This is a genomic window from Modicisalibacter radicis (assembly GCF_900961225.1).
Classification (GTDB): Bacteria; Pseudomonadota; Gammaproteobacteria; order Pseudomonadales; family Halomonadaceae; genus Modicisalibacter.
This window is the reverse complement of sequence record NZ_CAAHFN010000142.1, coordinates 155,305-175,555: the sequence shown is the minus strand read 5'-3', so window position 1 is coordinate 175,555 and position 20,251 is coordinate 155,305. Positions and strand designations below refer to the sequence as shown.

17 protein-coding genes and 1 pseudogene are annotated in these 20,251 nt (G+C 65.8%); 10 read left to right on the top strand and 8 right to left on the bottom strand.

Annotation, left to right across the window (positions count from 1 at the left end; all coding sequences use genetic code 11):
- Positions 1-89 precede the first annotated feature (89 nt).
- From HR9077_RS21755 to HR9077_RS21740, 4 genes are read right to left on the bottom strand one after another with little or no spacing between them, the layout of a single operon-like run.
- Positions 90-461: an AtuA-related protein gene (locus HR9077_RS21755; RefSeq protein WP_136069387.1), complete on the bottom strand. Its 372-nt coding sequence runs from the start codon at positions 459-461 to the stop codon at positions 90-92.
- Entirely contained in the window at positions 454-1,833 is a 1,380-nt protein-coding gene (locus HR9077_RS21750; RefSeq protein WP_136069386.1) for an acyclic terpene utilization AtuA family protein, read from the bottom strand. The genes HR9077_RS21755 and HR9077_RS21750 overlap by 8 nt, the downstream gene beginning before the upstream one ends.
- Positions 1,830-3,734 carry a TRAP transporter permease gene (locus HR9077_RS21745; protein ID WP_136069385.1) on the bottom strand — a complete coding sequence of 635 codons (1,905 nt, stop codon included), beginning with the start codon at positions 3,732-3,734 and terminating at the stop codon, positions 1,830-1,832. Before HR9077_RS21745 ends, HR9077_RS21750 begins: the two co-directional genes overlap by 4 nt.
- 20 nt (positions 3,735-3,754) lie before the next feature.
- On the bottom strand, positions 3,755-4,720 hold the full coding sequence (locus tag HR9077_RS21740; RefSeq protein WP_136069384.1) for a TAXI family TRAP transporter solute-binding subunit: 966 nt from the start codon (positions 4,718-4,720) through the stop codon (positions 3,755-3,757).
- Between the two features lie 134 nt (positions 4,721-4,854).
- Here HR9077_RS21740 and HR9077_RS21735 point away from each other — a divergent pair, with 134 nt between their 5' ends.
- Positions 4,855-5,763 carry a LysR family transcriptional regulator gene (locus HR9077_RS21735; RefSeq protein ID WP_136069383.1) on the top strand — a complete coding sequence of 303 codons (909 nt, stop codon included), beginning with the start codon at positions 4,855-4,857 and terminating at the stop codon, positions 5,761-5,763.
- A 70-nt stretch (positions 5,764-5,833) separates the two neighbouring features.
- Here HR9077_RS21735 and HR9077_RS21730 read toward each other — a convergent pair whose 3' ends face one another.
- Entirely contained in the window at positions 5,834-7,375 is a 1,542-nt protein-coding gene (locus HR9077_RS21730) for an NCS1 family nucleobase:cation symporter-1 (protein WP_136069382.1), read from the bottom strand.
- Positions 7,376-7,996: 621 nt separating this feature from the next.
- On the opposite strand from HR9077_RS21730, the gene HR9077_RS21725 reads away from it, so the two are divergent.
- From HR9077_RS21725 to HR9077_RS21705, 5 genes are all read left to right on the top strand, one after another.
- Positions 7,997-8,863 carry a nitrilase-related carbon-nitrogen hydrolase gene (locus tag HR9077_RS21725; RefSeq protein WP_136069381.1) on the top strand — a complete coding sequence of 289 codons (867 nt, stop codon included), beginning with the start codon at positions 7,997-7,999 and terminating at the stop codon, positions 8,861-8,863.
- 187 nt (positions 8,864-9,050) lie between these two features.
- Positions 9,051-10,493, top strand: a complete 1,443-nt coding sequence (hydA, locus tag HR9077_RS21720; protein WP_136069380.1) for a dihydropyrimidinase — start codon at positions 9,051-9,053, stop codon at positions 10,491-10,493.
- A gap of 305 nt (positions 10,494-10,798) precedes the next feature.
- A complete protein-coding gene (locus tag HR9077_RS21715) occupies positions 10,799-12,172 on the top strand; it encodes an NAD(P)-dependent oxidoreductase (protein WP_136069379.1) in 1,374 nt (457 codons plus the stop codon).
- Positions 12,173-12,183: 11 nt separating this feature from the next.
- The gene (gene preA, locus HR9077_RS21710) at positions 12,184-13,482 is read left to right on the top strand and encodes an NAD-dependent dihydropyrimidine dehydrogenase subunit PreA (RefSeq protein ID WP_136069402.1); all 1,299 of its coding nucleotides are present in this window, start codon (positions 12,184-12,186) and stop codon (positions 13,480-13,482) included.
- Between the two features lie 193 nt (positions 13,483-13,675).
- Entirely contained in the window at positions 13,676-14,533 is an 858-nt protein-coding gene (locus tag HR9077_RS21705; protein ID WP_136069378.1) for an ABC transporter substrate-binding protein, read from the top strand.
- 32 nt (positions 14,534-14,565) lie between these two features.
- Here HR9077_RS21705 and HR9077_RS21700 read toward each other — a convergent pair whose 3' ends face one another.
- Complete coding sequence (locus tag HR9077_RS21700) at positions 14,566-15,186, bottom strand: TetR/AcrR family transcriptional regulator (RefSeq protein ID WP_136069377.1); 621 nt, start codon at positions 15,184-15,186, stop codon at positions 14,566-14,568.
- A gap of 184 nt (positions 15,187-15,370) precedes the next feature.
- Between HR9077_RS21700 and HR9077_RS21695 the strand changes: the two genes are divergently transcribed.
- On the top strand, positions 15,371-15,847 hold the full coding sequence (locus tag HR9077_RS21695) for a peroxiredoxin (RefSeq protein ID WP_136069376.1): 477 nt from the start codon (positions 15,371-15,373) through the stop codon (positions 15,845-15,847).
- A gap of 175 nt (positions 15,848-16,022) precedes the next feature.
- Complete coding sequence (locus HR9077_RS21690) at positions 16,023-17,360, top strand: MFS transporter (RefSeq protein ID WP_348532943.1); 1,338 nt, start codon at positions 16,023-16,025, stop codon at positions 17,358-17,360.
- Between the two features lie 43 nt (positions 17,361-17,403).
- Here HR9077_RS21690 and HR9077_RS22545 read toward each other — a convergent pair.
- Positions 17,404-17,645: pseudogene (locus HR9077_RS22545) on the bottom strand (YciI family protein); the annotation flags it as partial.
- 55 nt (positions 17,646-17,700) lie between these two features.
- Here HR9077_RS22545 and HR9077_RS21680 point away from each other — a divergent pair.
- On the top strand, positions 17,701-18,258 hold the full coding sequence (locus HR9077_RS21680) for a GNAT family N-acetyltransferase (RefSeq protein ID WP_136069375.1): 558 nt from the start codon (positions 17,701-17,703) through the stop codon (positions 18,256-18,258).
- Here HR9077_RS21680 and HR9077_RS21675 read toward each other — a convergent pair.
- A complete protein-coding gene (locus HR9077_RS21675) occupies positions 18,255-19,127 on the bottom strand; it encodes a LysR family transcriptional regulator (protein ID WP_136069374.1) in 873 nt (290 codons plus the stop codon). The two genes, HR9077_RS21680 and HR9077_RS21675, sit on opposite strands and share 4 nt — an antisense overlap.
- Before the next feature lie 99 nt (positions 19,128-19,226).
- On the opposite strand from HR9077_RS21675, the gene HR9077_RS21670 reads away from it, so the two are divergent.
- The gene (locus tag HR9077_RS21670; RefSeq protein WP_136069373.1) at positions 19,227-20,177 is read left to right on the top strand and encodes a DMT family transporter; all 951 of its coding nucleotides are present in this window, start codon (positions 19,227-19,229) and stop codon (positions 20,175-20,177) included.
- The last annotated feature ends 74 nt before the right edge of the window (positions 20,178-20,251 follow it).

Genomic DNA, 20,251 nt, shown 5'->3' with positions numbered 1-20,251 from the left:
CATCGAGAGAACCGCCGTCCTGCCGAACGGGGCGGCGGTTCCTTTCGCTCGGGCCGGCCGACCCTCGCGGTGTACGGATCACTCCTCGTTCAATGGCCGTCGCGCGGCAGCGCGACCGTCAGTTCCAGCAGCAGAAAGGACAGGGTCTTGCCATGCCCGTCGAGATTGAGCGCGCCATTGACGCCGCCCTGCAGCACGTCGTCGATCACCAGGTTCATGCCGGCCAGTCCCGGCATCGGATAACGTCGCACCCGGCTCGCTCCACGATGGGCGAAGAGCGCCAATACCCGCGGTTCGGTAATCTGTTCGAGCAACAGCGGGTAATGGCGAGGGTCATAGGCGAACAGCGACAGGTTGAGCCGATCGCCCTTGTCGCCGGCCCGGGCATGCGCGAGCCGGTGCAGCGGCATGCTGACGCGCCCAGCCTCGTCGGCTGGCCCGCTGAACGCGCTTTCATTCATGTTCGGCGTCCCCGTAGAGAGAAGCGTAGGCCGTGACGTCGTCGCGCCTGACCAGGAACGACGCGGTGTGCACGCGGCGCTGGAAATGCCGACGGACCCCGCCGCCACCGGCGGGGCCGGCGCAGTACAGGGCCAGCAACTCCTGAGCCGCGCGCTCGACCCAGCGCCGCTCGGCATGCTCGCACGCCAGCCGCACCCGGTAGTCGCCCGCCGGGTCGGTGGGCTGGCACTGGCGACGCAACTGGCCCGAATCGTCGTCGAAAACACTCGTGTGCCCGATGATGTCCAGCCGCGTGCGCAGCTCGGCGGGCGCTCTGAAGCGCAGCCGCTCCTGCAGCACCGCTACCGCCAGGCGCGCCCTGGCCAGCGCATTGGGGCCAGCGTAGGAAATCTCGGCTTCGCCCTGCCAGCCGCCGTCATAGCACACCGTGGTCTTGAGCCGGGCCGGCGCCGGTTTGCCCCGGATGCCCTGGACCTCGACCCGATCGGGGCCCAGCTCGTTGATTACGACATCGCTCAGATCGACCACCACATCGGGCGTCAGATAATGCCCTGGATCGTGTACTTCGTAGAGCAACTGCTCCTTGACGGTACGCGCATCGATGCAACCGCCGGTGCCCGCCGGCTTGGTGACCACCAGCCGGCCATCCGCCTCGACCTCGATGATCGGGTAACCGAGGGTCGCCAGTTCGGCGACCTCCTTGTAGCCCGGGTCGGCGAAATAACCGCCGCTCACCTGCGCCCCGCACTCTCCCAGATGGCCGGCCATCATTCCGGCGGCCAGCCGATCCCAGTCGTCCCATGCCCAGCCGTGGTGACGAACCAGCGGTGCCAGGAACAGCGCCGGATCGGCAACCCGTCCGGTCACCACCACCTCGGCGCCCCGATCGAGCGCCTGGACCAGCGGCGCCGCGCCGAGATAGACGTTGGCCGATATCAGCGCTTCGCCCGCCGGCAGCGCGCGCGTCTCGGCTTCCCAGGGCTCGAGATCGAGGGACTCGAGCCGGCAGCGCACATCGTCGCCGTGAACCCGGCCGATACGCAGCCCGCCACAGCCCTGGCGTGCGGCCAGGTCGTGGACCAGCCGGCAGGCCCCCGCGACATTGGCGGCGCCGAAGTTGCCGAGTATGGCGATCCCGTGGCGCTGGCAATCGGCCAGCACCGGCTCCAGCAGCTCCTCGAGCAGGGGTTCGAAGCCGGCTTGCGGGTCCTCGCGCATCGCCCGATGGGCCGCCGCCAGGGTGCGCTCGCCCAGCGTCTCGAAGATCAGCGCGGCGGGCTGGCCACGACGAATCAGTTCCGCGACCACGGGAGAGGCCGCATCGGTGCGATCGCCGGAAAACCCGGCCCCGCTGCCCAGCAGAAAGCTCATGGCCGGCCCTCCCCGGACGACTCGCCTGCCGCACCCGACATGTCGTTCGACAGGGGCCGGCGGCCACGCTGGCGCGCGTAGAGACCGCCAAGCGCCAGCATCGACGCCAGGGTGGTCGCCCAGCCCGGCGTCAACGCCAGGGCGATAACGGTCAGCAGCGCGAGGATATCCAGCGGCCGGCTGCCAACCAGCGCGGTGCGCGCCATCAGGGTGGCGAAGGCAACGACGAACACCGTGCCCTGGCAGGCGGCCAGCAGGATATCGAGCCACCCACCGAAGCCGGCCAGTGCCGGATAGATCAGCAGCAGGAACGGGATCACGTAGATCGCCGCGGCCAGCCTCACGGCCTCGCCGGCAGCCGGCAGCCAACGGGTCTGGGCGATTCCCGCGCCGACGAAGACCGCGACGCACACCGGCGGGGTGATCACCGACAGCGTCGCGAAGTAGAAGACGAACAGGTGGGCAATCAGCGGTTCGACACCGATCTCGGTCAGCGCCGGGGCCAGCACCGACGCGACCAGCACGTAGGCCGCCGTCGTGGGGATCCCCATGCCGAGGATCAGACACACGGCGCCGACGATGAAGGCCACCAGGAACATCGATTGGCCGCCCAGGTCGACGATCAGCCCGGCCAGGGTGACGCCGATTCCAGTCATGCCGATCATCGCCACAAGGATCTGCGCCCCGGCCAGCAGTGCGCCGATGATCACCATGCCCTTGCCGGCATCGATCAATCCGCTGAACAATTTGGCCGCGATGTCGCGAAGCCCCGAGCCGCTGGCCAATGCGAATCCGGTGTAGCTGACGAACGTCATCAGGATGCCGAAGAAGGCCGCCGTCTGAATCGAGCGACCGCTGAGCACCCCGTAGAAAAGCCCGCCGAGTGCGGCGAGTACCGGCACCAGGCGCCCGGGACGCAGGACCTCCTTCCAGGGCGGCAGTTCGTCCTCCGGCACGACCCGCAACCGACGGCGCCTCGCCACCAGGTGGATGGTCAGGAAGACCCCCAGATAGAACAGGATCGCCGGCAACAGGGCGGCCAGTGCGATACGCACGTAACTCTCGCCGAGGATCTCGGCCATTATGAACGCCGCTGCACCGAGGATCGGCGGGGCTATCTGCCCGCCCGTCGATGCCACGGCCTCGACACCCGCGGCGAAGGGCGCCGGGTAGGACAGCCGCTTCATCATGGGGATGGTGAAGTTGCCCGTGGTCGCGACGTTGGCCACCGCGCTGCCACTGACCATGCCGAACAGCCCCGAGGCGACCGTCGCCACCTTGGCCGCCCCGCCCGGCGAGCGCCCGCTGATGCGCAGGGCCAGGTCCATGAAGGCCTGGCCGCCGCCGGTGTGCAACAGCAGGCAGCCGAACAGCACGAAGGCGGCGATCGTCGTTGCCGCTACGCCGACCAGCATGCCCCACACCCCCAGATCGCCGAGATAGATCGTCTCGGTGACGAAGGCCGGACCGAAGCCACGATGCCCCAGCGGACCGGGGATCAGCGAGCCGAAGAAGGCATAGGCCAGCCCGGCCAGAACCAGCAGCGGAAAGATTGCCCCGATCGCGCGCCGCGACAGGTCGAGGATGGCCACCAGCAGCCCCCCGGTCAGGACCATGTCCCAGGGCGTGGCCCAGGGCAGCTCGGTCAGGATCCGCTGGTGGTTGAGGACAACATGACCGCATGCCACGCAGACCACGGCGGCCAGCGCCAGATCGATGGCCACGCCCAGAGGGCGCCAGCGCGTGCCTGCCGCCAGCGGATAGAGCGTCAACCCCAGCAGCAGTACCAGGGCGAGGAAAAGCCCGCGCTGGACCAGGCTGGCAAAGGGCCCCACCGCGGAGGTGTAGAGAATCAACCCGCCGAGCGCCAGGGCCAGGCTCGCGGTCAGCCACTTGCGCATGTCGAACCCCATGGCGCCGATCACTCGACCGGCTTCAGGGCGTCGGGGATCTCGAGCCCCTGCTCACGATAGTAGCGGGCCGCACCGGCATGCAGGGGCACACTGCCCACCTGCAACGTCATCTTCGCCATGTCGGCGCCCTTGATCGCGGAGAAGGCGTTGGCCTGCGGCTCGGGATTTTCCATCACCGCCTTGACGATCCGGTAGGCGCTCTCCTCGTCGAGATTCGGGTTCGCGTGCACCGCCACACCAAAGGCCCAGGTCCTGTAGCCCGGCACGCCCTCGGCGGCACCGGCCGGCACATCGACGACGGCCACATCGGGCATCTGCTCGCGCAGCGTCGCCGCTTGGTCGTCGCTCAGCCCCAGTACCGTGATCGGCGTGAAGGTCGCGATATCCAGGGTCGACCCGTCGAGGCGATCGCCGACCCCGGATTTGACGTAACCGGCGATACGACCATCCTTGATGGCGCTGACCACGTCACTGGTCGACCCGCGAACGTAATCGGGCTCGATACCCAGCGTCGACAGCACCGCTTCGGTGGTGGCCTCGGTCGCCGAACCGGTGATCCCCGGATTGAGGCGAACCCCCTCGAGTCCGGCTAGTTCATCGACTCCAGCATCCTCGCGCAGCACCACATTCTGAGGCGCCACGGTGTAGACCCACAGCAGCCGGCTATCGACGGCGCGGCCCTCGAATTCCCCCTGCCCCTGATAGGCGTGATAGCCGGTGTTGGTCGTCACCAGGCCAAGATCGATCTGATCGCGACTCAGTCGGCGCAGGTTGTCGACCGTTGCCCCGGTTTCGGCCACCGAGGTACTGACACCCTCGACCTGGTCGTTGATGATCTGGTTGACGGCGACGAAATAGCTGTAATGGCTCGACGAGCTGGAAGTCGAGCCGATCAGCAGGCGTTCCTGGGCCGGAACGGTGGCAGCGGTGAGGATTGCGGCACTGGCGACCGCAGCGGTGAGTAGCGTCTTCATGGTTGGCTCCGTGGACCGCGTGAGGCCCTTGTTGTTGTAGGAGGCGCCTCTGATGGGCACCGCTCACTGGCAGGGTCGCCCCGGGCCTTTGTTTTGTATATTGAATATTTTTTCGTTTTTATTAAATTGAATAAATGAATCCCAGCATCAAGCAGCTCCAGGCCTTCGTCGCCGTCGCCCAATCACGCAGCCTCGCTGAAGCGAGCGAGCGCATCCATCTCTCGCAACCCGCCTTGAGCATCGCCGTTCGCAAGCTGGAGGAAACGGTCGGTGGGCCGCTGTTCGCCCGCTCCACCCGCCAGCTGACGCTGACGCCAGAGGGCACCACCTTCCTGCCGGTGGCGCTACGCCTGCTGGAAGATTGGGCCGAGGCCTTCGAGGACCTCAATGAACGCTTCCTCAAGGAGCGCGGCAAGCTCACCCTGGCGGCCCTGCCGACACTGGCAGCCGGGCTGCTGCCCGGCCTCATCGCCGATTTTCGTGCGCGGCACCCGCGCATCAATCTGAGCCTGCATGACGTACTCGCCGACGAGGTCAATCGTCTGGTGCGCGAGGGGCGCGCGGACATGGGCTTTTCCGTCGCCCCGCTCAATGCCGATGACCTGGTCTTCGAGCCGCTGATGGTCGACCGGTACGTGGCGGTGTGCCCCCTGGGACATCCCTTGCTCGGGCAGGAAAGCGTCACCTGGTCACAGCTTGCCGCCTATCCGTTCATCGGCATCAACCGACGCTCGAGTTCGCGCCAGGACATCGACGCCGTCATGTCGACAGTCGGCGAGCGCCTGGACATCATCTGCGAGGCCAGCCAGATCGCCACCGTCGGTCGCATGGTGGCTGCCGGGATCGGAGTCAGCGTGCTGCCCTCGTTGAGCTTTCGCCAGATCGCCGGTGACGGCATCGCCCACCGCCGGCTCATCGAGCCCGACATCCCCCGCGAACTCGGCGTCATCATGCGCCGCCGTCATCCGCTTTCGGCGGCCGCCAGCGCCATGCTGGCCATGATCGACATCCCCGCGGACGACTCGCGCGGCGTCGATAGCTAATCCACGAGCGCGCAAAAGCACGAGCCCGGCGCAGGCCGGGCTCGTGCTTCGCTTGACGGCGACTCGGCGCTCAGCCGTTGGCTTTCTCGGCAGCCGCGCCGGAAGCGGCCGTTCCGGGAGCGGCCGTACCGGGAGCGGGCGCCGCCACCGGCTTGACGAGCACCTGGCTGGCGACGTAGTAGACGATCGCTCCCAGCGCCGAGCCGGTGAACCAGCCGTAATCGTAGAACCAGGTCCAGGCCCCCGTCGCCAGCGAGAAGAGGGTCAGCGCCACCGGCACGAAGAAGGCGATGAACCCCGCCGGATTGTAGGCCGGATAGGCGGCGCCATCCTTGTACAGGCTGGCGACGTCCAGCTGCTGACGCTTGATCAGGAAGTAGTCGACGATCATGATCCCGGCGATCGGCCCCAGCAGGCTCGAATAGCCCAGCAGCCAGTTGGAGTAGAGGCTCTCGAGGGTCACGTCGGAGACGATCACCCCCGCCTTCTGCAGCAGGTCGTAGCCCATCAGCAGCACCCCGACCAGGCCGGTCATCAGCGTGCCGCGGGTCTGGTTGATCAGCTTGGGAGCGATGTTCTGGAAGTCGTTGGTGGGCGAGACGATGTTGCCGGCGGTATTGGTCGAGATGGTCGCGACGATGATGAAGAACATGGCGATGACCACCCAGAAGGGGCTGTCGATGCGCCCGATCAGGCTGACCGGGTCGGACACCGTCTCGCCGACCAGCGAGGCCGATGCCGCGGTCATCACCACGCCCAGCGAGGCGAAGAAGAACATGGTCAGCGGCAGGCCGATGATCTGGCCAACGATCTGGTCCTTCTGGCTCTTGGCGAAGCGGCTGAAGTCGGGAATGTTCAGCGACAGCGTGGCCCAGAAGCCCACCATGGCCGTCAGCCCGGCGAAGAAGTAGCCGTACACCGGCGCACCCTCGGGGCGCGACGGCGGCTGGCTCAGCAACTCGGTCATCGACACGTGCGGCACGGCCCACACCATCAGCCCCACGGCGACGGCCAGCAGCAAGGGCGCCGAGAGCGTCTCCAGCCACTTTATCGACTCGGCGCCACGGATCACCACATACAGGTTCATGGCCCCGAACAGGAAGAAGCCGATCACCTCGCCGAGCCCGTCCAGCGCCCGCCACGGCGGAAAGATCGCCGCCAGCAACAGGTGGATCGCCAGCCCGCCGAACATCGTCTGGATACCGAACCAGCCGCACCCCACCAGCGCCCTGATCAGGCAGGGCACGTTGGAGCCGCGAATGCCGAACGACGAGCGCAGCACCACCGGAAACGGGATGCCGAACTTGGTGCCCGGGAAGGCGTTCAGCGTCAGCGGCAGCAGGATCACGATATTGGCGATCAGGATCGTGATCAGCGCCTCGCTCACCGAGAGGCCGAAGTAAGCCGTCAGGATGCCGCCCAGGGTGTAGGTCGGCACGCAGATCGACAGGCCGACCCATAGCGCGGCGACGTTCCAGCGCGACCAGGTACGCTCCTCGAGCCGCGTCGGGGCGATATCCTCGTTGAAGCGTGAACTCCCGCGAACGTCGTCGCCCACCTCGAGCTCGACGAGTTCGCCACGCTGCACCGCGCGTGATGTGTTTGCCGTCATTGTTGTTGTCTCCTCATGCGGCTGCCGATCCCCGCAACGGAATCGCGCATTATTGTTTGAACGCTGACATTGCTTGCCGTCTTCTCCCAAGCTCTCGCAAGAAGCGTGCCCAATCCGCCGATTCTGCAGACTCGGCGTCGTTGAAAGCCAGCCCGACATTACCGATCGCCTGGAACAAGTCGTTGATTCGCATGAACTCATCAAAACCTGCCCTGTTCGTCAGCTTTTAAACCACGAGTCGTGGCGGAAGAAGCCCTGACGACTGAAGACGATCGACAAGCATCCTGACACTCTAGTCAATTTCCACAATGGTGCATAACAGCGTCAACCGCCACACATCAACGCTTCACTTTTTATTTTAAATTCCTGTTTTTAAAAGAATTTAATTATAACAACTCCGGATCCCTCGCATGGTGCACCCACTGCAACTCAACAGGGAATGCCATGCAAATTAAAGAGTTACCAGTCTCACCAGCGATATGAAAAGGTTTGAAAAACCACTTGCGCAGATTCCCGTCAAGCGACTAGCTTTTCATTATCCTGACTCAATAGTCAGGTTTTGATTTGATGCCTGATCGCCCACGACGGGCGCAACAACAAGCACAAGATGAGGATCGATTGATGGAAAAGGTGAAGATCGGCTTGATCCAGATGGCCCTGAAGACCGAGACCGACCTCGAGCCGGCCGCCATTCGCGACGCCATGAACGAGGCACACTTGCCGTACATCGAGCAGGCCGCCGAAGCCGGCGTTCAGGTGCTGTGTTTCCAGGAAGTCTTCAACCAGCCCTACTTCTGCCCCAGCCAGGACAAGAAGTGGTATGCCGCCGCCGAGAAGGTTCCCGAGGGCCCCACCTGCCAGATGATGCAGAAGCTCGCCGCCAAGCATCGCATGGTGATCATCGTGCCGATCTACGAGGAGACCGTCACCGGGATCTACTACAACACCGCGGCGGTGTTCGACGCCGACGGCAGCTATCTCGGCAAGTATCACAAGACACACATTCCCCAGGTCGCCGGCTTCTGGGAGAAGTATTTCTTCAAGCCCGGCAAGTCGGACTGGCCGGTGTTCGACACCGCCTACGGCAAGATCGGCGTGTACATCTGCTACGACCGTCACTTTCCCGAAGGGTGGCGCGCCCTGGCGCTGAATGGCGCCGAGATCATCTTCAACCCCTCGGCCACCGTCGCCGGCCTTTCGCAGTACCTGTGGGAGCTCGAGCAACCCGCCTCGGCCGCCGCCAACGGCTGCTTCGTTGCCGCCATCAACCGTGTTGGCACGGAAGCGCCGTGGAACATCGGCGAGTTCTACGGCAACTCCTACATCGCCAACCCGCGCGGCCAGATCGAGGCCAAGGCCAGCGCCAGCGAGGACGAGCTGCTGATTCACGAGGTCGATCTGTCGATGGTTCGCGAGATTCGCAATACCTGGCAGTTCTTCCGCGACAGACGCCCCGAGACCTATACGCGGCTCACCGACGGCGAATAGGGAAACACCGGCTAAATGGCTGCGCAGACCAATCGCTGCGTTGCGCGGTGCTCACAAACTCGCCTAACAACCGTTATGTCTCGTTTGCTGCGCGCCGTGCGCCTTGCGCTTGGCCTTGCTCGCCGATTTATCCGGCGCTTCCCCAGCGCTGAACCAAACGGCTAACAATTCCAAGAGGTTTGAAATCATGACCATCCTGATCCGTGGCGGCACCGTCGTCACCCATGACGCCACCTACCGCGCCGACGTGCTCTGCGTGGACGGCAAGATCGCCGCCGTCGGTCCCGACCTGGAGGCACCGGCCGACGCCGAGGTGATCGACGCCGGCGGCCAGTACGTGATGCCCGGCGGCATCGATCCGCACACCCACATGCAGTTGCCGTTCATGGGCACCGTGGCCAGCGAGGACTTCTACACCGGCACCGCCGCGGGGCTCGCCGGCGGCACCACCACGATCATCGACTTCGTGATCCCCAGCCCCGGCCAGCCGCTGATGGAAGCCTTCGAGACCTGGCGCGGCTGGGCCGAGAAGGCCGCCGGCGACTACGCCTTCCACGTCGCGGTGACCTGGTGGGACGACAGCGTGCACGAGGACATGGGCACCCTGGTGCGCGAGCATGGCGTCAACAGCTTCAAGCACTTCATGGCCTACAAGAACGCCATCATGGCCACCGATGACATCCTGGTGGCCAGCTTCACCCGCTGCCTGGAGCTCGGCGCGGTGCCCACCGTGCATGCCGAGAACGGCGAGCTGGTCTACCACATGCAGCAGAAGCTGCTCGCCCAGGGGCTCACCGGCCCCGAGGCGCATCCGCTGTCGCGCCCGCCGCAGGTCGAGGGCGAGGCCGCCAGCCGCGCCATACGCATCGCCGGCACGCTGGGCGCGCCGATCTACGTGGTCCACGTGTCGTGCCGCGACGCCCTCGACGAGATCACCTATGCCCGCCGCCAGGGCCAGCCGGTCTACGGCGAGGCACTCGCCGGTCACCTGATGATCGACGACAGCGTCTATCGCGACAAGGACTGGGCCAAGGCCGCCGGCCACGTGATGAGCCCGCCGTTTCGCAGCAAGGAGCATCAGGACGCGCTGTGGACCGGGCTGCAGTCCGGCAACCTGCAGACCACCGCCACCGACCACTGCTGCTTCTGCGCCGAGCAGAAGGCGATGGGCAAAGACGACTTCACCAAGATCCCCAACGGCACCGCCGGGATCGAGGACCGCATGGCGGTGATCTGGGACGAGGGCGTCAACGGCGGGCGCATCTCGATGCAGGACTTCGTCGCCGTCACCTCCACCAACACCGCCAAGATCTTCAACATGTACCCGCGCAAGGGCGCGGTGCAGGAAGGCGCCGACGCCGACCTGGTGGTCTGGGACCCCGACGGCACGCGCACGATCTCCGCCGAGACCCACCATCAGAACGTCGACTTCAACATCTTCGAGGGCAAGACGGTACGGGGCATCCCGCGCCATACCATCAGCCAGGGCAAGTGGGTATGGCGCGATGGCAAGGAGCTGCACGCCGAGCGCGGCGCCGGTCGCTATATCGAGCGGCCCGCCTATCCCGGCGTCTATGACGTGCTCAAGAAACGCGCCGAGCGCAACGCGGCCACCGCCGTCGAGCGCTGAAGCTCCTTCTTCCTCCCGAGCGCCAACTCATTTTCAAACCCCAGCGATGATGGGCGCCGAGGGCAAGACGAAGCGAGGGTCCTTTGCCATGGCCGGAAAGTGTTCCTTTCCATTCCAGCATTCCCGCCATCCATGGCGGTCAGATAGCAAAGGTAGCGCCCAGGGAAGGGTTTACAGCGCCCTCGCGAAGACTTGCCCTCGGAAAAGCCCGATGAATCTGCCGAGTTGAATGAAACTTTAAGCCCATAACAACAGCCGGCCCGCCGCTTCGCCCTGGCGAGCGGCGGCGCCGAAGGAGACCTACCGTGACTCATCCCCTGGATCATCTACCCCGTGCCGGTCATGGCAGCGATGGCGCGGCACTGGCAGCCAACTTCAGCGACCTGCACCCGCCGCTGACCCAGCGCCAGGCGTTCATCGAGAGCCAGCGCTGCCTGTACTGCTACGACGCGCCGTGCGTGGAAGCCTGCCCGTCGGACATCGACATCCCGCGCTTCATCCGCGAGATCGCCGAGGACAACGTCAACGGCGCCGCGCAGACCATCCTCGAGGAGAACATCCTCGGCGGCAGCTGCGCCCGGGTCTGCCCCACCGAGATCCTCTGCGAGCAGAGCTGCGTGCGCAATCACGACGCCGAATGCCAGCCGGTGCTGATCGGCCTGCTGCAACGCCACGCCATCGACCACATGCGCTTCGACGGCCACCCGTTCGTGCGCGCCGCCGATACCGGCAAGCACATCGCCATCGTCGGTGCCGGCCCCGCGGGGCTGTCCTGCGCCCATCGGCTGGCCACCTACGGCCACCGGGTAACGATCTTCGAGGCCGAAGCCAAGCCCGGCGGGCTCAACGAGTACGGCATCGCCCGCTACAAGCTCATCGACGACTACGCCCAGCGCGAGATCGACTTCCTGCTCGAGATCGGCGGCATCGAGATCCGCCACGGCCAGCGCCTGGGCGACAACCTCGCTCTCGACACTCTCAAGCGCGACTACGATTCGGTGTTCCTGGGCCTCGGCCTCGGCGCCAGCCGCCAGCTCGGCCTGACCGGGGAACACGCCCCGGGGTTGATGCCCGCCACCGACTACATCCACCAGCTGCGCCAGACCGACGACCTGGGCCGCCTCGCCGTGGCCAGGCGCTGCGTGGTGATCGGCGCCGGCAATACCGCCATCGACATGGCGGTGCAGATGGCGCGGCTCGGCGCCGATGCGGTCACCCTGGCCTATCGCCGCGGGGTCGAGTCGATGGCCGCCACCGGCCACGAACAGGAGATCGCCCGCGCCAACGGCGTACGTATCGTCACCTGGGCCCAGCCCGAGCGGATTCTGCTCGACGACGCCGGACGCGTGACCGGCATGCGCTTCGCGCGCACCGAGTCGCGCGGCGGGGCGCTGACCGCCACCGGCGAGACCCTCGACATACCCGCCGACGCGGTCTTCACGGCGATCGGCCAGGCCTTCGACGACGCCAGCCTCAGCGATCGCCGTGCGGCGGTCCTCGAACGCGAAGCCGGCAAGATCGAGGTCGACGGCAACTTTCGCACCAGTCTCGCCGGCGTGTACGCCGGCGGCGACTGCGTGGCGGCCGGCCAGGATCTCACCGTCCAGGCCGTGCAGCACGGCAAGCTGGCCGCTCAGGCCATTCATCAGCAACTCATGGCCCAGCAGGAGGTGGCGTGATGAAGGCATCCATGAAGAAACCCGACGTCGACCTGAGCATCGAATTCGCCGGCATCCGCTCGCCCAACCCCTTCTGGCTGGCGTCCGCCCCGCCCACCGACAAGGCCTACAACGTCGAGCGCGCCTATGAAGCCGGCTGGGGCGGCGTGGTCTGGAAGACCCTCGGCGAGGACCCGGCACCGGTCAACGTGTCGTCGCGCTACTCGGCGCACTTCGGCAAGAACCGCGAGGTGCTGGGCTTCAACAATATCGAGCTGATCACCGACCGCAGCCTGGAGATCAACCTGCGCGAGATCACCGAGGTCAAGAAGCGCTGGCCCGACCGCGCGCTGATCGTCTCGATCATGGTGCCCTGCGTCGAGGAGAGCTGGAAGACGATCCTGCCGCTGGTGGAGGCCACCGGCGCCGACGGCATCGAGCTCAACCTGGGCTGCCCCCACGGCATGCCCGAACGCGGCATGGGCGCCGCGGTGGGCCAGAATCCCGACCTGATCGAGCGGGTCACGCGCTGGTGCAAGCAGTACTATTCCAAGCCGGTGATCGTGAAGCTCACCCCCAATATCACCGACATCCGCGTTGCCGCTCAGGCGGCGATGCGCGGCGGCGCCGACGCGGTCTCGCTGATCAACACCATCAACTCGATCACCTCGATCGACCTGGACAACATGGTCGCCCGGCCCACCGTGGGCAGCCAGAGCACCCACGGCGGCTACTGCGGCGCGGCGGTCAAGCCGATCGCCATGAACATGGTCGCCGAGATCGCCCGCGACCCGGCAACCCGCGGCCTGCCGATCTGCGGCATCGGCGGCATCTCCAACTGGCACGATGCCGCCGAGTTCGCCGCGCTGGGCGCCGGCGCGGTACAGGTGTGCACCGCCGCCATGCTCCACGGCTTCCGCATCGTCGAGGAGATGCAGGACGGCCTGGCACGCTGGATGGCCGAGAAGGGTTATCGCAGCCTCAATGATTTCTCCGGCAAGGCGGTGCGCAACACCACCGACTGGAAGTATCTGGACATGAACTTCCAGACCATCGCCCATATCGACCAGGACCAGTGCATCCAGTGCGGGCGCTGCTACATCGCCTGCGAGGACACCTCGCACCAGTCGATCGCCAAGCTGGTCGACACCGCCGGCGCCAGGCGCTACGAGGTGATCGAGGAGGAGTGCGTGGGCTGCAACCTGTGCCAGATCACCTGCCCGGTGGAAGGCTGCATCACCATGGTCCCGCAGGAAAGCGACAAGCCCTACCTGAGCTGGAACGAGGACCCGCGCAATCCGTTTCGTGAAAGCGTCACGGCGGCCGGCTAGGCTGGCTCCGCATACATGCCGCAAGGCGCCTTCACGTTCAATGACAACCCATCGCCCCACCCGGGGCGATGTCTGCATTTGCAGCCATCGCGGCTTACGCAACGCCATGTTGCACGCCGGGTGACATTCCGCCTGTGACAACAAGAAAGACTGTTATCTAATAGGTTTTCTCAAATGACCCGGAGAAAGCCTCATGAGATCCGTTGCACTCCTTGCCGCCACACTCCTGATGTTGAGCGGCGCCGTCCTGGCCGACACGCGCGACGGCGCGCGGATGGTCACCTTCGATTACGGCAGCCTGGACACGCTCGACGCATTGAATCTCGGCGAGCATGTCATTGGCGTTCCCAAGCAGGGGCTGCCGGCGTACCTGAGCCAGTACGCGGACGACGCCCATGTCGATGTCGGCGGCCTGAAATCCCCCGACCTGGAGGCCATCCGCCAGGCGTCACCCTCGCTGATCCTGATCACCGGACGCCAGGGCGGCCAACGCGAGGCGCTCGAGGCCATCGCACCGGTAACGGATGTGGGGATCGCGGGTGACGACTACCTGAAGGCCTTCGACACCCGGGTCATCAACCTGGCCAGGCACTTCGACGTCGTGCCGCAAGCAGAATCGGCGCTGCAATCGCTGCACCAGAAGATCAATGACGCGCGCCAGAAGATCGACGGGCAACCGGCCGTGCTGACCGTGACCCACAACGATGGCCACTACATGCTCAACGACAATCCGATCGTCTACGACGTGCTGGGGCTGGACGAGCCGCAGATCCCCGCCAGTGTGCCCACCGAAACCCGCGGCAGCCGCACATTCACGCCGCTGTCGCCCGAGGCGATGGTCGAAATCGGCCCGGATGTGGTGCTGGTCGTCGATCGCAGCGCGGCCATCGGCAACGAGGCCGGGGACATCGAGGCATTGCGCCGGTCGCTGGCCACCGAGGGCCTGCCGACACCGCGTGTCGAACGACTCACCCCGAAACTGTGGTATCTCTCAGGCGGTGGCCTGCAGAGCCTGAGCCTGCAGATCGACGAAGTCGTCGACGCGCTCTGAGGCATTCCATCCGGATACGACCCCACGGCCTGTCACGGCGACAGGCCGATCCCGCGCAGCACGATGCTGGTCACCGTCTGCACCGCTCGCTCGAACTGCAGCTCGTCGAGCGGTGCATCGTCGTTGAGCAGGGCGATCTGGTAGTCGAAGTCGGCGTAATGCTGGGTCGACGACCAGATCATGTACAGCAGGTAGGAGGGCTCGACCGGCAGGATTCGGCCGTCGTCGATCCACTCGCGAATCTTGGCTTCCTTGAGCTTGGCCCACTGGTACAGGTTGTCGCGCAGGCTCGCACCGAGCACCGCCCCGCCCTGCATCACCTCGGCCGCCCATACCTTGGAGCCCGCCGCACGGTTGCGCGAGTGATTCATCTTGGCGCGGATGTAGGTCGACAGCACCACCCGCGGGTCGTCGTAGAGTTCGAAGCACAGCGCATCCTGCTTCCAGACCTCGAGCAGCGCCAGCAGTACCTCGCGGTACAGCTCCTCCTTGGTCGAGAAGTAGTAATGCACGTTGGACTTGGGGATCTCGGCCAATTGGGCGATCTCGCCCATCGACGCACCGGCATACCCTTTTTCGGCGAACACCCGTTCCGCCGCCAGCAGAATGTTCTCGACATTGCGCTGACGAATTTCTCCCTTGCGCTTGGCCATGCAGCCCTCTGGACCCCTTGCGATTTCCCGACCCGGCCGTCAGTTTATCACTTACCATGTGCAGTGATGCTGAACGGACACTGGAGGCATTGAATAACGCGGTGAGCGATGTCGCTTCCCCCTTGCCCCACTTGCTTCCTATGCATCGTAATGGACCCTCACTTCGTCAAGAAAGGACCCGGACATGACCATCTCCACAGGCGACAAGATTCCCGACGTCACCATCAAGACCAATGGTGCCGAAGGCCCCGAAGACATCTCCACCGGTGAACTGTTCGCCGGCAAGCGCGTGGTGCTGTTCGCCGTTCCCGGCGCCTTCACCCCGGGCTGCTCCAATACCCACATGCCCGGTTTCGTCGTCAAGGCCGACGAGATCCTGGCCAGGGGCGTCGATACCATCGCCTGCATGGCGGTCAACGACGCCTTCGTCATGGATGCCTGGCAGAAGAGCCAGAACGCCCAGGCCTTTACCATGCTCGCCGACGGCAACGCCGATTTCGCCCGTGCACTGGGCCTCGACATGGACGCAAGCGGCGGCGGCATGGGCACTCGCAGCAAGCGCTTCGCGATGATCGTCAACGACGGCGTGATCGAATATCTCGGCGTGGATGCCAAGGGCGTCGACCAGAGCAGTGCCGAAACGGTGCTCGGCAAGCTCTGAGGAAGACACGCCCGCCAGGAGGCGAGCCGGCCGATGCGCCGGCTCGCCATGCCCCGGTCCGGCGCATCGGCAAGGCGCCATGCACCCGACCCAGATAAACCTCGTGCCTGGCAAGGTGAGCCAACCGCTTCAATCCCAGGCGGTTTCAGCTCATTTGCATTGGCTGGCACGGTAACTGCAAAACAGGAATACACGGCGGCGCAAGGAAACTCGCATGCGGTCACTGCTGCGCCCGATCCGGGCCCTGCTCGGCAGCGTCGCGTTGCTGCTGCTCGGCAATGGACTGATCAATACCCTGCTGACCCTGCGCGGCACCAGCGAAGGGTTCTCGACCACGCTGGTCGGCATCATCATGTCCGGCTACTTCGTGGGCTTCATCTGCGGCACCTGGTTCAGCCCACGGCTGATCCGCCGCGCCGGTCATATCCGCGCCTTCGCCTTCTGTGCGGCAATCTGCGCCTCCGGCGCGCTGCTTCATCTGATCTTCGTCAATCCCTGGGTATGGCTGGTCCTGCGCTTCTTCTACGGACTGGCGTTCGTGACCCTGGTGACGGTGATCGAGAGCTGGCTCAACAGCCAGGCCGCCGCTCACGAGCGCGGCCGCATCTTCGCCATGTACATGGTGGTCAATCTCGGCGCGATCGCCATTGCCCAGCAGATCCTGCGCCTCGACACCCCCGAAGGCTTCCTGCTTTTCGCCCTGACCTCGATCCTGATCAGCTGGGCGCTGCTGCCGATCACCATGACCCGGCGCAGCCAGCCGGCGATCTCCGACCGCCCCAAGAGCAGCTTGAAGGCCCTGCTCGGCTTCGCGCCGCTGGCGGTCGCCGCCTCGGCGCTGTCGGGGTTGGCGATGGGCGCCTTCTGGGCGATGACGCCGGTCTACGCCAAGCAGCTCGGTTTCGACAACGGCGACATCGGCCTGGTGATGAGTATCGCCATTCTCGGCGGCGCGTTGCTGCAGATACCCATCGGGCGCTTCTCGGACAAGCACGACCGCCCGCGGGTGCTGACCTGGGTGGCGCTCCTCGCCGCGGGCGTCGCCGCGCTGATGCCGCTAGCGCCCGGCCAGTCGGCACTGTTCGCGCTGTACTTCGTCTGGGGCGGGCTGTCGTTCTCGCTCTACCCGATCGCCGTCGCCCAGCTGATCGACCAGCTGCACCCCGAAGAGGTGGTATCCGGCTCCGCCGACATGCTGGTTCTGCAAGGCGCCGGCAGCGCCGTGGCACCCATCCTCGCCGGGGTCGCCATGAACGTCTTCGGTACCCAGGCGCTGCCCTTCTACATCGCCGGCGTGCTGGCACTGCTGGCCCTCTATGCGATCTACCGTCGCCGCCACGTGTCGAGCATGGTCTCCGGCGAGACGGCCCATTTCGAACCCATGGTGCAGACCAGTCAGGAGGCGCTGGCAATGATCTTCGAGGATCACCAGCACGACCTGTTCGACGATCCCAGCTTCTACGAGGAGCACGAACGCAAGCGGCTGATCGAGGCAGTGGCCGGGCGAGACTGACCGGAGCGTTGCTAGCCGTCTTCGCCGGCGGCGCCCAGTTCCATCAGGCGCCGCTCGATGAACAGCCGCGCCTGGCCTTGGCGGGCACGATGCGCTGTGCCACCGCACTGTTCGATGTGACCGGAGCCACCGCGCGTTCGCGGACCGGTGCACCTCGACGCTGCCGACCCGCGCGGCGGGTATTTCGGCGGCTACCTGCAGCGCCTCGTTGAGATCGTGGGCCTCGATCAGGTAGAAGCCGACCAGTGGCTCCTTGGTCTCGGCGAAGGAACCGTCGGTGATCGTGCTCCGTCCACGCCGCGATAATTAATGACGACGTTCACACACGACCGGAGGTCTCATGTCCCGCCCCCATCCCTCACCGTGCATCCGTAGCGTCCAGGACGCCGATCTGCCCGCCATCCAAGCCCTCTACGCCGACCATGTACGCCATGGCACCGCCTCGTTCGAGCTGACGCCACCGACGCTGGACGAGATGCGTGCCCGCCATTCGGCGATCGTCGGCCAGGGCCTGCCCTACCTGCTCGCCGAACGGGACGACGACATCCTCGGCTTCTGCTACGCAACTCCCTACCGGCCCCGGCCCGCCTATCGATACAGCGTGGAAAATTCGGTCTACGTCGCGGCAGGCAAACACGGCCAGGGCATCGGCAGCGGCCTGCTCGCCGCACTGATCGAAGCGTGTGAAAAAGGACCGTGGCGCCAGATGCTTGCGGTCATCGGCGACAGTGCCAACAGCGGCTCGATCGCCCTGCATCGTCGCCATGGCTTCGAGCATGCAGGCACCTTCCGCTCGGTCGGATTCAAGTTCGACCGCTGGCTGGACACCGTACTGATGCAGCGCTCGCTGGGTGCCGGCGATGGCTGCCTCCCGGCGCCCGACGGCACGAACGGCTAGTCGGATTCGGCTGCCAGATCGACGAAGGCGCTTACCAGTGGCGAACCGGCACTGTGCGGTGACACGGCCAGCGCCAGCTCACGGGGAATCACCGGCGACAGTTCCAGGACACGCAGCCCGCGCCTTGCTTCCCCCGGGGTAGGCAAGTGCAGCTCCGGGACCAGCGCGATACCCAACCCCTCGCGCACCAGGGCAAAGGCGCTCGCCCAATCGCGCACCTCAACACGCACATCCATCAGTGCCAGCCCCTGCTGCCGAGCCAGGCTGCGCGCATGAGTCCGGCAACCGCCTGTCGCCAGCACAAACGGCTCGGTGACCACCTCGCTCAACGCCACGCGCCCGCTGCATCGACGTGACAAGGGATGTCCTGCCGGCGTCACCGCGACCCAGCGATCGCGATAGAGCGGCACGCCCCCCGTAGCTCCGCTGGCTACTACGCCGACATCGACGGTGCCGGCCTCGAGCCAAGCCGTCACCTCCTCGTCGGTGGCCTCCAGGGCGATGACCTGAATGCCCGGGTGCGCCGTGGAAAAGCGTCGCAGCAGGCCCGGCAGAAGCGTGGCGAATACCGAAGGAAAACTCGCCAGACGCAACCGGCCACGTTCGATGGAGCGTGCCTCTTCGGCAATTTTCGTGATTGCCATCCACTCCTGCTGAATGCACCGCGCGCGTTCGACGATGGTCATGCCGGCCTGGGTCAGCGCCATACCGCGCCGGCCGCGTACGGCAAGGCGCACATCGAGCCGGTCTTCGAGCGCGGCCAGCGCCTGGCTGGCGCCCGACTGGGTGATGCCCACAGCGTCGGCGGCACGACTGAGGCTACCGGTATCCGCCACGGCGATGAGGACGCGAAGCTGAGCAGGGTTCATGACTTCAGTAAATCTGATACCTGTTCGCTGAACAAGTAACATGACTTGGTACTGGCCGCGCTATAGCGTTGTCGTATGTCCCGCCATGCAGGAAACATCATGTCCAGCTTTACCCGCCGCGACGCCGAACCGGTCGAGCCCCCCGGCGATACCGCAGCGACCGACACCGGCCACGCCGGGACCGCCCCACGCTGGTTGGGCATCGCGCCGGCGCTGTTCCTGCTGCTGTGGTCGCTGGGCTTCCCGGTGGCCAAGATCGGCACCGCCTACGTCGATCCCATGCTGTTCCTGGTGCTGCGCTACTCGCTGGTCCTGGTGGTGCTGGCGCCACTGCTCATCTGGCTGCGTCCGGCCTTTCCGCGTCGTGGCCGCGAGTGGCTGCATCTCGGCGTCGTCGGGGTACTGATCCAGACGGTGTATTTCGGCCTATGCTATTCCGCCTTCGCCGTAGGAGCCTCGGCGGGCATCGTGGCATTGATCGTCTCGCTGCAGCCGATCCTGGTGGCGCTGGGCGCTCCCTCGCTGGTCGGCGAATCGATCGGTCGTCGGCACTGGCTGGGGCTCGCGCTGGGACTCGCCGGGGCGATGATCGTGATCCTCGGCCGGGCGGCCGTCGAGGCCACCTCGGTGGCCGGCATTCTCTGTGCGGCGGGCGCGCTGCTGGGCATGAGCGCGGCGACGCTCTATGAAAAGCGCTTCGGTGGCCGCCATCATCCGGTCGCCGCCAATACCATCCAGTACGCCGCCGGGCTGGCCAGCACCCTGCCCCTGGCGCTCGCCTTCGGCACTCTGGACATCACCTGGGCCGCGCCGATGCTTGCGGCGCTCGGCTATCTGGTGATCGGCAACTCGCTGATCGCGATCACACTGTTGCTGACCATGATCCGTCACGGCGAAGCATCACGGATCTCGGCGCTGTTCTACCTGGTGCCACCCAGCGCCGCGCTGCTGGCATGGCTGATGATCGACGAGCCGATGCCACCGCTCGCCTGGGTGGGCATGGCGGTAGCCGCACTGGGCGTCGCCCTGGTCACCCGGCGCCAGGTCTGAGTTCTGGATTTTGAGCTGGCCGCGAGCTTGGGCCTAGCGCCGGCCTCGACCACACTGTGAGTTCGTCCGCCATC

Coding starts and splice junctions, on each gene's coding strand:
- HR9077_RS21670 (WP_136069373.1), top strand. CDS start 19,227: ATGTCCAGCTTTACCCGCCGCGACGCCGAACCGGTCGAGCCCCCCGGC.
- HR9077_RS21725 (WP_136069381.1), top strand. CDS start 7,997: ATGGAAAAGGTGAAGATCGGCTTGATCCAGATGGCCCTGAAGACCGAG.
- HR9077_RS21705 (WP_136069378.1), top strand. CDS start 13,676: ATGAGATCCGTTGCACTCCTTGCCGCCACACTCCTGATGTTGAGCGGC.
- HR9077_RS21700 (WP_136069377.1), bottom strand. CDS start 15,186: ATGGCCAAGCGCAAGGGAGAAATTCGTCAGCGCAATGTCGAGAACATT.
- HR9077_RS21730 (WP_136069382.1), bottom strand. CDS start 7,375: ATGACGGCAAACACATCACGCGCGGTGCAGCGTGGCGAACTCGTCGAG.
- HR9077_RS21695 (WP_136069376.1), top strand. CDS start 15,371: ATGACCATCTCCACAGGCGACAAGATTCCCGACGTCACCATCAAGACC.
- HR9077_RS21680 (WP_136069375.1), top strand. CDS start 17,701: ATGTCCCGCCCCCATCCCTCACCGTGCATCCGTAGCGTCCAGGACGCC.
- HR9077_RS21750 (WP_136069386.1), bottom strand. CDS start 1,833: ATGAGCTTTCTGCTGGGCAGCGGGGCCGGGTTTTCCGGCGATCGCACC.
- HR9077_RS21745 (WP_136069385.1), bottom strand. CDS start 3,734: ATGCGCAAGTGGCTGACCGCGAGCCTGGCCCTGGCGCTCGGCGGGTTG.
- HR9077_RS21755 (WP_136069387.1), bottom strand. CDS start 461: ATGAATGAAAGCGCGTTCAGCGGGCCAGCCGACGAGGCTGGGCGCGTC.
- HR9077_RS21740 (WP_136069384.1), bottom strand. CDS start 4,720: ATGAAGACGCTACTCACCGCTGCGGTCGCCAGTGCCGCAATCCTCACC.
- HR9077_RS21675 (WP_136069374.1), bottom strand. CDS start 19,127: ATGAACCCTGCTCAGCTTCGCGTCCTCATCGCCGTGGCGGATACCGGT.
- HR9077_RS21735 (WP_136069383.1), top strand. CDS start 4,855: ATGAATCCCAGCATCAAGCAGCTCCAGGCCTTCGTCGCCGTCGCCCAA.
- preA (WP_136069402.1), top strand. CDS start 12,184: ATGAAGAAACCCGACGTCGACCTGAGCATCGAATTCGCCGGCATCCGC.
- hydA (WP_136069380.1), top strand. CDS start 9,051: ATGACCATCCTGATCCGTGGCGGCACCGTCGTCACCCATGACGCCACC.